Origin of the sequence: Saccharothrix variisporea (assembly GCF_003634995.1) — a bacterium.
Lineage (GTDB): Bacteria > Actinomycetota > Actinomycetes > Mycobacteriales > Pseudonocardiaceae > Actinosynnema > Actinosynnema variisporeum.
Genome location: NZ_RBXR01000001.1, coordinates 5,038,019 through 5,051,399, shown reverse-complemented (window position 1 = coordinate 5,051,399; position 13,381 = coordinate 5,038,019). Strand labels below are relative to the sequence as shown.

At 72.6% G+C, this 13,381-nt stretch carries 9 protein-coding genes, 1 tRNA gene and 1 other RNA gene; 8 read left to right on the top strand and 3 right to left on the bottom strand.

The features are described 5' to 3' along the window. Positions 1–86: 86 nt before the first annotated feature. Positions 87–2,528 carry an endonuclease/exonuclease/phosphatase family protein gene (locus tag DFJ66_RS22675; RefSeq protein ID WP_342776970.1) on the top strand — a complete coding sequence of 814 codons (2,442 nt, stop codon included), beginning with the start codon at positions 87–89 and terminating at the stop codon, positions 2,526–2,528. Between the two features lie 55 nt (positions 2,529–2,583). Here the strand turns inward: DFJ66_RS22675 and DFJ66_RS22670 are convergent. Beyond that, positions 2,584–2,668: transfer RNA gene (locus DFJ66_RS22670), tRNA-Ser, on the bottom strand. Between the two features lie 171 nt (positions 2,669–2,839). After that, positions 2,840–3,739 carry an Lrp/AsnC family transcriptional regulator gene (locus DFJ66_RS45090; protein WP_121223658.1) on the bottom strand — a complete coding sequence of 300 codons (900 nt, stop codon included), beginning with the start codon at positions 3,737–3,739 and terminating at the stop codon, positions 2,840–2,842. A 72-nt stretch (positions 3,740–3,811) separates the two neighbouring features. Between DFJ66_RS45090 and DFJ66_RS22660 the strand changes: the two genes are divergently transcribed. From DFJ66_RS22660 to DFJ66_RS22635, 6 genes are all read left to right on the top strand, one after another. Next, positions 3,812–4,513 (top strand): inositol monophosphatase family protein, encoded by a 702-nt coding sequence (locus DFJ66_RS22660; protein WP_121223657.1) that lies wholly within the window; start codon positions 3,812–3,814, stop codon positions 4,511–4,513. 17 nt (positions 4,514–4,530) lie between these two features. After that, an RNA gene (gene ffs / locus DFJ66_RS22655) (signal recognition particle sRNA small type) lies at positions 4,531–4,625 on the top strand. 32 nt (positions 4,626–4,657) lie between these two features. Continuing rightward, on the top strand, positions 4,658–6,736 hold the full coding sequence (locus DFJ66_RS22650) for a DNA polymerase III subunit gamma and tau (RefSeq protein ID WP_121223656.1): 2,079 nt from the start codon (positions 4,658–4,660) through the stop codon (positions 6,734–6,736). A gap of 46 nt (positions 6,737–6,782) precedes the next feature. Then, the gene (locus DFJ66_RS22645; RefSeq protein WP_121223655.1) at positions 6,783–7,130 is read left to right on the top strand and encodes a YbaB/EbfC family nucleoid-associated protein; all 348 of its coding nucleotides are present in this window, start codon (positions 6,783–6,785) and stop codon (positions 7,128–7,130) included. After that, complete coding sequence (gene recR / locus DFJ66_RS22640; RefSeq protein WP_121223654.1) at positions 7,130–7,723, top strand: recombination mediator RecR; 594 nt, start codon at positions 7,130–7,132, stop codon at positions 7,721–7,723. The genes DFJ66_RS22645 and recR overlap by 1 nt, the downstream gene beginning before the upstream one ends. Then, positions 7,720–8,193, top strand: coding sequence for a uridine kinase family protein (locus DFJ66_RS22635; RefSeq protein WP_121223653.1), 474 nt, complete (start codon positions 7,720–7,722; stop codon positions 8,191–8,193). Before recR ends, DFJ66_RS22635 begins: the two co-directional genes overlap by 4 nt. On the opposite strand, the gene DFJ66_RS22630 is transcribed toward DFJ66_RS22635, so the two are convergent. Next, positions 8,183–11,437, bottom strand: a complete 3,255-nt coding sequence (locus DFJ66_RS22630; RefSeq protein WP_121223652.1) for an AfsR/SARP family transcriptional regulator — start codon at positions 11,435–11,437, stop codon at positions 8,183–8,185. The genes DFJ66_RS22635 and DFJ66_RS22630 overlap by 11 nt on opposite strands. Positions 11,438–11,667: 230 nt before the next feature. Here DFJ66_RS22630 and DFJ66_RS22625 point away from each other — a divergent pair, with 230 nt between their 5' ends. Next, positions 11,668–13,347, top strand: a complete 1,680-nt coding sequence (locus DFJ66_RS22625) for an ABC transporter substrate-binding protein (protein WP_121223651.1) — start codon at positions 11,668–11,670, stop codon at positions 13,345–13,347. The last annotated feature ends 34 nt before the right edge of the window (positions 13,348–13,381 follow it).

Here is a 13,381-nt window from a genome sequence, read left to right as displayed (position 1 = left end):
GGTCAACAGTTAGTGACGGCTTCTTTCGAAGTTCATCCGATCCGGGGAGGATGCGCGGACCCGCCAACTTTTCTCCGGAGGATCCGTTGAGACCCACCCCGCTCCGCGTCGGGTTAGCGGTCACCGCCGCCTCGGCCGTGTCCCTGGCCCTGGCCGCGCCCGCCACCGCGGCGCCCAGCCCCGACGCCCTCATCGCCGAGGTCTACGGCGGTGGCGGCAACTCGGGCGCCGCGCTGACCCGCGACTTCGTCGAGCTGGCCAACCGCGGCTCCGGCCCGGTCGCCCTCGCCGGGTGGAGCGTGCAGTACCTGCCCGCGAGCGCCAGTGCGAGCAGCCAGTGGCAGGTCACGCCGCTCACCGGCGCGGTCGAGCCCGGCAAGCGCTTCCTGGTCGCCCAGGCGCAGGGCTCCGGCGGCACGGTGCAGCTGCCCACCCCCGACGTCACCGGCACCATCCCGATGTCGGCCACCGGCGGCACGATCGCGCTGGTCAGCAGCACCGAGCCGCTGGCCTGCAAGACCGCCGCCGACTGCGCCGCCGACACCCGCGTCCGGGACCTGGTCGGCTACGGCACGGCCACGGTGGTCCGCGAGACCACCCCGACGGCCAACCTGAGCAACACCACGTCCGCCGCGCGCCCGGCCCTCGTCGACACCGACGACAACTCCGCCGACTTCACCGTCGGCGCGCCCACGCCGGTCAACTCCAAGGGCCAGGGCACGGGCGACCCCGAGCCGGAACCCCAGCCGGGTGACAAGCGCATCCGCGACGTCCAGGGCACCACCCGGATCTCGCCGCTGCTGGGCACGAAGGTCGCGGGCGTCCCCGGCGTCGTCACGGCCACCCGTGCCACCGGCGACCGCGGCTTCTGGATCCAGGACACCGCGCCGGACGCCGACCCGCGCACCAGCGAGGGCGTGTTCGTCTACACCGCGGGCCTCGCGCCGACCGTCGAACCGGGCGACTCCGTCCTGGTCAGCGGCACCGTCGCCGAGTACCGGCCGGGCGGCGACACCGCGTCCAACTCCAACCAGACGCTCACCGAGATCACCGGCGCGACGGTCACCGTGCTGTCCAAGGGCAACGCCCTGCCGGCCCCGGTCGTGCTGTCCCCGCCGGACGGCTTCACGCCCACGGCGGGCGGCGGCAGCATCGAAGCGCTGCCGTTGGAACCTTCCAAGTACGGCCAGGACTACTACGAGTCCCTGGAGGGCATGTACGTCCAGGCCAACGACGCTCGCGTGGTCGGCCCGACCAACGGCTTCGGCGAAACCTGGATCACCACCCGCCCGGACCAGCACCCGACCCCGCGCGGCGGCACGATCTACCTCGGCTACGACCAGCCCAACAGCGGCCGGATCAAGGTCAAGGCGGGCAGCGCCACCCCGCAGGCGTCCAACGTGGGTGACGTGTGGCGCGGTGCCACCGTGGGCAACGTCGAGTACACCAACTTCGGCGGCTACACGCTGGCCACGAAGTCGGTCGGCGAGTACGTGTCCGGCGGCATCCAGCCGGAGGCCACCGACGCGGCCCGCCAGTACGAGCTGTCCGTCGCCACCTACAACGTGGAGAACCTGGCCGCGACCAACCCGCAGGCCAAGTTCGACCGGCTCGCGGCGGCCGTGGTGCACAACCTCGCCTCGCCGGACGTCGTGGTGCTGGAGGAGATCCAGGACAACAACGGCGCCACCGACGACGGCACGGTCGCGGCGGACCAGACGTTCACCAGGTTCACCGACGCGATCGTCGCGGCGGGCGGCCCGCGCTACGAGTGGCGGCAGATCGACCCGCAGAACAAGACCGACGGCGGCGAGCCGGGCGGCAACATCCGGGTGGCGTTCCTGTTCAACCCGGCGCGGGTGTCCTTCGTGGACCGCGCCGGCGGCGACGCGACGACCCCGGTGTCCGTGGTGGAGCAGCACGGCCGTGCCGCCCTTTCGGTGTCCCCGGGCCGCATCGACCCGGCCAACCCGGCATGGGCGAACAGCCGCAAGCCGCTCGCGGGCGAGTTCAAGTTCCGCGGTCGCACGGTGTTCGTGGTCGCCAACCACTTCAACTCCAAGGGCGGCGACCAGGCGCTGCACGGGCGCTACCAGGAGCCCAACCGCAGCTCTGAAGTGCAGCGGTTGCAGCAGGCGACGGCCGTGAAGGCGTTCGTGGACCAGGTGAAGGCGGTCGACCGCGGCGCCAACGTGGTGCTCGCGGGCGACATCAACGACTACCAGTTCTCGCCGGCGGTGCAGACGCTGACGGCGGGCGGCACGGTGGTCGACCTGATCTCGACGCTGCCCGAGCCCGAGCGGTACAGCTACGTCTTCGACGGCAACTCGCAGACGCTGGACCACATCCTGATCAGCGCCAACATCAACCGCTACCGGTACGACGTGGTGCACATCAACGCCGAGTTCACCGACCAGGCCAGCGACCACGACCCGCAGGTCGTGAAGCTGCGCCCGAGCACGGGCAACGCGCAGCTGGACCGCATGGTGTTCCTGCTGGAGGACCTCGCGGAGTGCGTGCGCGGCTGAGACCCGCAACGCGAAACGGCCCCGCCCGGAAATCTCCGGGCGGGGCCGCTTTCTGCGGAGGATACGGGATTTGAACCCGTGAGGGGGTTAACCCAACACGATTTCCAATCGTGCGCACTAGGCCGCTATGCGAATCCTCCGCCGAGGAGTCTAACGGAGGCACCTTCCGGTCCCCAAAACGGGTGGTCACCCGGGTTCTCGGGCGGGACGGCCGCAGGCCGCGCGCGGGCGGGAGCCAGGCAAGCGGACATGGAAGACGGGCGGGCTGGAGCGCTCCACGCCGGGGTCGGGCGCGGGACGTCTGCGCCGGGCTAGCCGCGGCGGCCGGCGCGTTTGACGGCCGAGCCGACGACGGTGACCTCGGCCGCCGGGATGTCGTTCAGGCTGGTCACGAAGTCGTAGAGCGCCGGCAGGTCGCGGCAGAAGACGGCGACGCTCAGGTTGGTGGGGCCGGTGGTGGCGAGGGTGCCGTGGACGGACGGGTGCCGGGCGAGGCGGCGGCCCAGGGCGTCGAGGTGGCCGGGTGGGACGGTCATCCACACGTTCGCGTCCACGGTGAGGCCGAACAGGCGGGGGTCGGCGATGGCGTAGGTGCGCAGGTGGCCGGAGGCCGCCAGGCGGTCGACGCGCCGCCGGACCGTCGACTCGGGGGTGCCCGTGGCGGTGGCGAGGGCGCCGGGGCCGGTGCGGGCGTCGGTGGTCAGGAGGGTGAGCAGCGCCTGGTCGAGGTCGTCGGGCGTGTGGTCCGCGGTCGGGGCCGGCGGGGTGAGGGCGGTCGTCTCCTCGGGGGTGAGCAGACCGCTGCGCCAGTCGGCGGCGTCGGAGAAGACGTGCAGGACGGAGAGGGCCTGCACGGAGGTGATGGCGTTCGTGGGGAGCGCCGGCACGCCGCCGAGGACCACGGCGCTGATCTCGTCGCCGCCGCTGAGCACGTCGATGAACAGCACCTCGGGGCGGCGGGCGAGGGAGTCGGCGATCACCTCGACCCGGCCGCGCAGGACGCGGACGCGCAGCAGGGTGGCGCCGCGTAGGCCGTGCTCGGGGTTGGGGACCCGGACGACCCGCGCGTGGGGCGCGAGGCGGGTGAGGGAGCGGGCGACCGTGCGCGGGGAGACGTCGAGCACCTCGGCGATGCGGCCGGGGCTGGCGCGGCCGTCGACTTGGAGCGCGGAGAGTACGCGCTGGTCCACAAGCGCCAATTGCAAGCTCATCGGTGTCCACTTTCGCTCATCATGCTGCTCGCAAAGTACGGGAACGCCGACCCGGTGCGCAGCCTTGGTCGCATGAGAGATCAGGTGGTCGAGGTGGTCCGGGACGTGGCGGGGCGGTTGCGCGGGGTTCAGCCGAGCGGGCCGGCGGCGTCGTGGGACGAGTTGGCGGCGCGGTTCCGGGAGGTTGAGGGGCCGGCGGAAGCGGAGTTGCGCGACCGGTTGCCCCGGGGCGAGTGGGTGGTGGACGCACTGGACGGGGCGGTGCAGTTCCTCCAGGGGCTGCCGCAGTGGTGCGTGTCGGTGGCGCTGCTGCGGGACGGCGAGCCGGTCCTGACGGTGCTGCACTCGCCGCTGCTGGGGGAGACGTACGTGGCGGAACGCGGGGTCGGGGCTTGGCGGGACGGTGTGCCGGTGGCGCCGTCGCGCAAGACCGACCTGGCGGCGGCCGTGGTCGCCACCAGCCACCCGCACGAGCGGCAGCCGGCGGCCAACGCCGAGGCCGGGCGGCGGCTGGCGGCCGTGCTGGACCGGGTGGCGGCGGTGCGCAACCTCGGGCCCACGTCGTGGCAGGTGGCGGACGTGGCGGCCGGGCGGCTGGACGCGTTCTGGCAGTTCGGGCGGGACGCGGAGAACCTGCTGGGCGCGACGCTGGTCGCGGCGGAGGCGGGCGCGGTGGTGACGACGGCGTCGGGCGAGCCGTGGCACTCCGGTGCGGACAGCGTCCTGGTGGCCGCGCCGCGGCTGCACCCGGTGGTGGTCGAAGTGCTCCGCTGACCCTCCGCTACACTTGCCGTGGACCTCGTGCGGCGCACATCCCATGAACCTCCCCAGGGCCGGAAGGCAGCAAGGATAAGTGGGCTCTGGCGGGTGCACGGGGTCCCCTTTGTCTGTCGGACCCCTTCGGTACTGTCTGGACCCGTGGCGCTCGCCCTCTACCGCAAGTACCGACCGGCCACCTTCGCCGAGGTGGTCGGGCAGGAGCACGTCACCGACCCGCTGCGCACGGCGCTGGCCGCCGGCCGGGTCAACCACGCCTACCTGTTCTCCGGTCCGCGCGGCTGCGGCAAGACGTCCTCGGCACGCATCCTCGCGCGCTCGCTGAACTGCGTGAAGGGTCCGACGCCCGACCCGTGCGGCGAGTGCAACTCGTGCATCGGCCTCGCGCCCAACGGCGCGGGCAGCGTCGACGTGGTGGAGCTGGACGCGGCGTCCCACGGCGGTGTGGACGACGCCCGCGAGCTGCGCGACAAGGCGTTCTACGCGCCGGCCGAGTCGCGGTACCGGGTGTTCATCATCGACGAGGCCCACATGGTCACCACGCAGGGCTTCAACGCCCTGCTGAAGATCGTGGAGGAGCCGCCGGAGCACCTGATCTTCATCTTCGCGACCACCGAGCCGGACAAGGTGCTGCCCACCATCCGCTCGCGGACGCACCACTACCCGTTCCGGCTGATCCCGCCGTCGGCGATGCGCGCGCTGCTGGAGCGCAACTGCGCCGCCGAGGGTGTGGCGGTCGAGCCGTCGGTGTTCCCGCTGGTCATCCGGGCCGGCGGCGGGTCGGCGCGGGACACGCAGTCGGTCATGGACCAGCTGCTGTCCGGCGCGGGGCCCGAGGGCGTGAAGTACGACCGGGCGATCGCGCTGCTGGGCGTGACCGACGTGGCGTTGATCGACGACGTCGTGGACGGCCTGGCCGCGGAGGACGGCGCGAAGGTGTTCGGCACGATCGACCGGCTGGTCGACGCCGGCCACGACCCGCGCCGGTTCGCCTCCGACCTGCTCGACCGGCTGCGGGACCTCGTGCTGCTGCACGCGGTGCCCGACGCCGGGGAGCGCGGGCTGGTCAACGTGCCGGACGACGTGCTGGCGAAGATGGTCGCGCAGCGCGACGCGACCCGGCCGGCGACGGTGACCCGGTGGGCCGAGGTGCTGCACCAGGGTCTGACGGACATGCGCGGGTCGACCGCGCCCCGGCTGCTGCTGGAGTTGGTGTCGGCGCGGATGCTGCTGCCGTCGGCCAGTGACGCGGAGTCGGCGGTGTTGCAGCGGGTCGAGCGGCTGGAGAAGTACGGGCCACCCGCCGGTGCCGCCGCCGGAGGTGCCGGGCCGGCCAGTGGTGTGCCGGGCGGTGCCGCCGCGGGTGGTGCGCCGGGCGGTGCCGCCGCGGGTGGTGCGCCGGGCGGTGCCGGTGGTGCGGCGGTCGAGGGCGGGCGGACGTTCCAGCGGCCTTCGCAGCGGCCCGCCCAGCCCGAACCCGCGCCCAGGCAGGTGGAGCGCCCGGCGACGCCGCCTCAGGCACCACCCCAGCACTCGGCACCGCCTCAGCAGGTGTCACGGCCCGTGCCGCCGGAACCCGTGCCGGCGGCGGTCGAGTCGCCGAGCGCACCCGCTCAACCCGTCGAGGCCGCCGCGCCGGTGGCCGCCGGTTCGGCCGGGGTCGATGTGGCCGAGGTGCGCAGGCGGTGGGCCGAGCTGTGCGGCATCGTCAAGGGGTTGGCCGGGCCCAGTGCCAGCGCGTTGCTGACCAGCGGCGCGACGGTGGCCGAGGTGGACGGCAACTCCGTCACGATCACGCACGGGTCCGCGCCGCTCGCCCGCCGGTTGGCCGAACCCCGCACCGTGGACGCCATCGCGACCGCGTTCGGGCAGGTGTTCGGCGGGTCGTGGCAGGTCCGCTGCCTGCACGGCGCGCCCAACCAGGCCGCGCCGCGCCCGACCCCGCAGCGCGAGCAGCGGCCGGCGCCGACGCGGCCCAGCCAGGCGGCCCGGACGCAGGAGCCCCGGCAGCCGCCGAGCAGGCCCGCGCCGGCCGACGACATCCCGCCGCCGCCCGAGCCGCCGGAGCCCGATGAGCCCCTCCCGCCGGAGCCGGTGGACGAGGAGGAGATGCTCGCCGAGGCCGCCCGGCCCGGTGACGCCGGTGATCAGCTCGACCCCGAGCAGGTCGTGCTCAAGCTGCTCGCCGACGAGTTGGGCGCGCGTCCGCTGAAGAGCTGAGCGCGCGACTACGCTGGTGGCAAACCCCAACGGAGAGGAACCCGCGGTGCAACCCGGTGGGCCGAACATGCAGCAGATCCTCCAGCAGGCGCAGAAGATGCAGCAGCAACTGGCTGCCGCCCAGCAGGAGTTGGCCGAGGCCGAGGTGACCGGCACCGCGGGCGGCGGGCTGGTGACCGCCGTCGTGTCCGGTGGCGGTGAGCTGAAGAGCCTGGCCATCGACCCGAAGGTGGTCGACCCGGAGGACGTGGAGACGCTGTCCGACCTGGTCGTCGCCGCCGTCCGCGACGCCAACCGCGCCGCGCAGGAGCTGGCCGCGCAGAAGATGGGCCCGCTGGCCTCCGGCATGGGCGGCCTGGACGACCTCGGTGGTCTCGGCGGGCTGTTCGGCTGATGTACGAGGGGCCCGTCCAGGACTTGATCGACGAACTCGGCCGCCTGCCGGGCGTCGGTCCCAAGAGCGCGCAGCGCATCGCCTTCCACCTCCTCGGCGCGGACCCGGCCGACATCACCCGGCTCCAGGACGCCCTGCAGAAGGTCAAGGACGGCGTGGTGTTCTGCGAGGTGTGCGGCAACGTCTCCGCCGAGAGCACGTGCCGCATCTGCCGCGACCCGCGCCGCGACCTGAGCCTGATCTGCGTGGTCGAGGAGCCGAAGGACGTGCTGGCCGTCGAGCGGACCCGCGAGTTCAAGGGCCGCTACCACGTGCTGGGCGGCGCGCTGGACCCGCTGTCCGGGGTGGGCCCCGACCAGCTGCGCATCCGGCAGCTGCTGACCCGGATCGGCACCGAGGTCAACGAGATCATCATCGCGACCGACCCGAACACCGAGGGCGAGGCGACCGCCACCTACCTGGTGCGGATGCTGCGCGACTTCCCGGGCCTGACCGTGACGCGGCTGGCGTCCGGCCTGCCGATGGGCGGCGACCTGGAGTTCGCGGACGAGCTGACCCTCGGCCGGGCGCTGTCCGGCCGGCGCAGCATGTGAGGCTGGTCGCCGTCGACGGCCCCTCGGGGTCGGGCAAGTCGACCTACGCGGCGGCGCTGGGCGCGGTGGTGGTGCCCACCGACCACTTCGCGACCTGGGACGACCCGGTGTCGTGGTGGCCGCGCCTGGTCGCCGACGTCCTGGAACCGCTGTGGGCGGGCCGTCCGGCCCGCTACCAGCGCATGGACTGGAGCCAGGGTTGGCCGCGCCTGGGCGAGTGGGTGACGGTCGAGCCGACGGAACTGCTGGTCGTCGAGGGTGTCTCGGCGGCTCGGCGGTCCATCGCGGCCCGGCTGGACGAGGCCGTGTGGGTCGAGCTGCCCGACGAGCGGGAACGGCTGGAGCGGGCGGTCGCGCGGGACGGCGAGGCGAGCCGGCGGCACCTGGAGCGCTGGCAGGCGTTCGAACGGGGCTGGTTCGCGGTCGACGGGACCAAGGCGCGCGTCGACCGGGTGGTCATCACCGACTGAGGGCCGCGCGGACGACCTCGGCGTCGGGGGAGCCGATGGCGGTGAACCACTCCAGCGCCGTGGTCCAGTGGGCACGGGCCTCCTCCGGCGAGCCCGCCGCCGCGTACGCGTCGCCGGCCACGTGGGCCGCGCGGGCCTCCACGTACCGCTGCCCGGTGGCCCGGCTGCGCTCCAGGGCGCGGTGCGCCAGGTCCAGGGACTCGGCCACGTCGCCCAGGTCCAGCCGGACCCGCGCGAGCAGCGCCAGCACGTCCACCTCGGCCAGCTTCAACCGGTAGCGGACCGCGCTGTCCAGCGCCTGCTGGGCCGAGTAGCGGGCCTCGTCGAGCCGGCCCGCCGCCCGGTGCGCCATCGCCAGGCCGCGCCGGGCCGCGCAGATGCCCCACGGGTAGCCGTTCTCCTCGGCGATCCGCAGCGCCTCGGTGTGCAGCTCCACCGCGTCCGCGTGCCGCCCGTCGCCGTGCACGGCCTCGCCGAGGACGTTCTTGGTGTCGCACACGCCCTTGAGGTTGCCCAGCTGCTCGGCCATCTCCAGCGCCTTGGTCGCCTCGACGATCGCCTCCGCGAACCGGCCCCGCATGTTGAACGTGTGCGCCAGGCCCTCGTGCGGGATGTGCACGAACCCCCGCGCGCCGGACTTCTCGTACAGGTCGACCGCCCGCCGGTACAGCTGCGCCGCCCGCTCGGGCTGCCCCTGGAACAGGTGCACCTCGGCCAGCGCCCGGTGGCTGTCGGCCTGCGTGATCCACACGCCGAGCCGGTTGCCCACGTCCAGCGACCCCTCGAACGACGACACCGCCCGGTCCAGCTGCCCGAGCTGCAGGTACACCCCGCCGAGGTTGATCAGGGCCACGCCCTCCTGCTGCAGCGCCCCGATCTCGCGGGTGATCACCAGCGCCCGCTCCAGGCAGTCCGCGGCCTGCTCCAGCTCGCCGGTGTCGATGTAGACGCCACCCAGGTTGATCAGCACGGCCGCCTCGGCCGCCGGAGCCGCCCCGGTGCGCCGCTGGATCGGGATCGCCCGGCGGAAGCAGTCCACGGCCACCCGGTGCTGCCCGATCGTCCAGTACAGCGTGCCCAGCGACGACAGCATCGCCACCTCGCCCGCCGGGTCGCCGATCGCCTGCGCCACCGACAGCCCCGCCTTGGCCACCGCGAGCCACTCCGCCGCCTGCCCCTGGCCGTAGAAGTACCGGCGCAACGCGTCCGCGAGCTGCCAGCAGTCGCGGTCGGGTTCCCGGTCGGCCGCGTGCAGCACCAGCGCCACCAGGTTCGCCCGTTCCGCGTCCAGCCACGCCAGCGCCTCGCCGGCCGCGGCGAACACGCGGGGCGTCACGCCGGCCACCACCGACTCGCGCGGCAGCCGCAGCATGCTGGACTTGGCCGCGTCGGTCGCGTTGTCCACCGACCGGATCGACCAGTCCAGCAGCCGCCGGTGGGCCAGCGCCCGCTCGGCGGGGTCGTCCTCGAACGCCAGCCGCTCGGCGGCGTAGTCGCGCAGCAGGTCGTGGAACTGGTAGCGGCCCGGCGCGTGGTTGTCCACGAGGTTCGCGGTGGCCAGCCGGTCCAGGCGGCGGCGCGCGTCCTGCGTGGTCAGGCCGCCCAGGGCGGCGGCGATGTCCGGCGTGATGTCCCCCGGCGCGAGGCTGAGCAGCCGGAACAGCGACGCCAGCTCGGGCTTCAACGCCGTGTAGGACAGGTCGAAGGCCGCGTGCACGGCGGCCCGCTCGTCGCCCTCGACGGCCAGCGCCGCGAGCCGGTTGCCCGCCCGCAGCTCCTCCACGTAGGAGGCGATGGTGGTCTCCGGCCGGGACAACAGGTTGGCCGCGGCGATGCGCAGCGCCAGCGGCAGGTGCGCGCACAGCTCGGCCAGCTGCTCGGCGGCCTCCGCCTGCTCGGCCACCACGTCCTCGCCGAGCATCCCGGCCAGCAGCGCCCGCGTCTCCTCGCGGTCGAGCACGTCGAGCCGGACGTTGGACGCCGCGTGGCTGACCGCGAGCCCGCGCAGGGTGTCGCGGCTGGTCACCAGCACCGCGCAGCCCGGCGACCCGGGCAGCAGCGGCCGGATCTGCTCGGCGTTGGCCGCGTTGTCCAGCACCAGCAGCACCTGCTGGTCGGTCAGCCGGGACCGGAACATCGCCTCCTGCTCGTCCTGGTCCAGCGGCACGGACTCCGGCGGCACGCCCTGCGCCCGCAGGAACCGCGGCAGCACGTCCACCGCGCTCAACGGCGGACCCTGGGCGTACCCGCGCAGGTTCACGTACAGCTGCCCGTCCGGGAAGTACTTCCGCATCTTGTGCGCCGCGTGCACCGCCAACGCCGTCTTGCCCACCCCGGGCGGGCCGGCCAGCGTCACCACCGGCACGCCCTGCGCCGTCCGCAACAACGCCTCGATCAGGTGAACTGCCTGCTCACGGCCCACGAAGTCGCCGATGTCGGCGGGCAGCTGCGAGGGCACCACCCGGTCCCGCCGGGCCGGCGCCGCCGACCCGGACGCCTCCAGCGACCCGCCCAGCACCTGCTGGTGCACCCGCCGCAGCTCGTCACCGGGGTCGATGCCCAGCTGGTCGGCCAGCAGGTCGCTGACCCGCTTGTACGCGTGCAGCGCGTCCGCCTGCCGCCCCGACCGGTACAGCGCGGTCATCAGCTGCGACCACAGCCGCTCCCGCAACGGGTGCTCGCTGGTCAGCCGGGACAGCTCGGGGATCAGCTCGGCGTGCCGCCCCAGCTCCAGCTCCACCTCGACGCGCCGCTCCTCCACGTGCAGCCGCCGCTCGCCCAGCCGGGGCACCTCGTCGCGGTGCAGCACCTCCGACGGCACGTCCACCATCGCCGGGCCCCGCCACAGCCCCAGCGCCGCGGTGAAGATCGCCGACGCCGGTTCCAGCCGGCCCGCGAGCCGTTCCTGCTCGCCCTCCTCGACCAGCTGTTCGAACCGGACCACGTCGATCGTGCGTTCGTCGACATCGATCAGGTAACCATCCGGGACGGTCCGGATCGGCACCGCCGGCCCCAGCACCTGCCGCAGCCGCATGACGTAGGTCTGGAGGGTGCCGCGGGCGCGGGCGGGCGGTTCGGCGCCCCAGACGTGCTCGGCGAGCTCGTCCACCGACACGCCGGCGCCGGCGCGCATCAGCAGCGACACCAGCAGTGCCCGCTGCCGACCTGCGCGGACGACCACGTGCTCGCCGTCGACCAGCACCTGCAACGGCCCGAGGACGCGGAACTCGACCTGTGGGCCCACCCGTCCCGACCTCCCCTCCCGCGCACGGGTTTCTGTTGTCCGTTGTACAGCGTAGGAGAGCGTTTGAAGGATCGGTCGTCGTCACGTTGGGTCAGCGAACATGCGCCGGAAGTACGAGAATGCCGATTCACGTGGCCGGATCGTGACCTGTGTTACTGCGGAAGGGTTGTGCGCACCGGTTAGGGTCCGACCTCACACCGAGAGATCCCGGATTTCCCAAGGGGTGTTTGATGGTCCATTCCCGAACGGCTCGGCGCCGCTGGACGGCCGCGATCGGCCTGACCGGCGTCGCTGTCCTCGCACTGTCCGCCTGCGCGCAATCCGAGCGTGGTGGAGACTCCGGGTCCGGCAAGACCGGCGGGACGATGGTCTTCGGGGCCGCGGGCGAGCCCAAGAACTTCGACCCGATCTTCAACGACGACGGTGAGAGCTTCCGGCCGATCCGCCAGATGTACGACACGCTCATCACCTACAAGCGTGGTACGGCGGACCTCGCGCCCGGTCTCGCGGAGAAGTGGGAGCCCAGCGCCGACGGCAAGTCGTGGACGTTCACACTGCGGAAAAATGTGAAATTCCACGACGGCACTCCGTTCAATGCGGCCGCGGTCTGCTTCAACTTCGACCGCTGGTTCAACATGAAGGGCGCCGCCGCCCAGAGCCAGATGATCTACTACGCCGACGTGTTCAGCGGCTTCGCCAAGAACGAGGGCGACGCGGCCGGCGAGCCCCTCTACAAGTCCTGCGAGGCCAAGGACGAGGGCACCGCGGTCCTGAACCTCAACGCCTACAAGGGCGCGTTCCCGGCGGCCTTCGGCCTGACGTCGTTCTCCATCTCCAGCCCCGAGGCGCTGAAGAAGTACGACGCCGACAACGTCCAGCAGTCGGGTGACTCCTTCGCCTACCCGGCCTACGCCACCGAGCACCCGACCGGTACCGGCGCGTTCAAGCTGGAGAAGTTCGACAAGGCCAACAAGACCATCACCCTGGTCCGCAACGACGACTACTGGGGCGAGAAGGCCAAGCTCGACAAGCTGATCTTCAAGATCATCCCGGACGAGAACGCCCGCAAGCAGGAGCTCAAGGCCGGCACGATCGACGGCTACGACTACCCGAACCCGGCGGACTACAACACCCTGAAGTCCGACGGCTTCAACGTCACCCCGCGCCCGGCGTTCAACATCCTGTACCTGGGCATCAACGAGGCGAACACCCCGGCCCTGAAGGACCTGCGGGTCCGCCAGGCCATCGCCTACGCCGTGAACCGCGAGCAGCTGGTCAAGACCAAGCTCCCCGCGGGCGCCGAGGTGGCCACCCAGTTCATCCCGAAGACGGTCGCGGGCTACGCCGACGACGTGCAGAAGTACCCGCACGACGTGAACAAGGCCAAGGAGCTGCTGACCCAGGCCGGCGCCACCGGCCTGACGCTGAAGTTCTACGTGCCGACCGAGGTCAGCCGCCCGTACATGCCGAACCCGACCGAGATCGCGGCCGTGATCACGGACGACCTGAAGGCCGCGGGCATCAACGTCGAGATCGTGTCCCGCCCGTGGAACGGCGGCTACAAGGACGACGTGCAGAAGCTCGGCAAGCACGACCTGCACCTGCTCGGCTGGACCGGTGACTACAACGACGCCGGCAACTTCGTCGGCACGTTCTTCGGTCGCGCCAAGGCCGAGTTCGGCTTCGACGACAAGGCCCTGTTCGACGCCCTGTCCGCCGCCGACGCGGTCGTCGACGAGACCAAGCACGCCGACGCGTACAAGCAGGTCAACCGCGACATCATGAGCAAGTACCTGCCCGCCGTGCCCGTGTCGCACTCGCCGCCGGCGATCGTCGTGAGCAGCAAGATCTCGGGCCTGGTGCCCAGCCCGCTCACCGACGAGCGCTTCGACACCGTGAGCAAGGGCTGATCCGACTGGACCGGTGAGTGGTGGCGCTCGTGAC

Excerpts from the sequence above, each read along its gene's own strand:
- recR (WP_121223654.1), top strand. The coding sequence starts at position 7,130 with ATGTACGAGGGGCCCGTCCAGGACTTGATCGACGAACTCGGCCGCCTG.
- DFJ66_RS22660 (WP_121223657.1), top strand. The coding sequence starts at position 3,812 with ATGAGAGATCAGGTGGTCGAGGTGGTCCGGGACGTGGCGGGGCGGTTG.
- DFJ66_RS22625 (WP_121223651.1), top strand. The coding sequence starts at position 11,668 with ATGGTCCATTCCCGAACGGCTCGGCGCCGCTGGACGGCCGCGATCGGC.
- DFJ66_RS45090 (WP_121223658.1), bottom strand. The coding sequence starts at position 3,739 with ATGAGCTTGCAATTGGCGCTTGTGGACCAGCGCGTACTCTCCGCGCTC.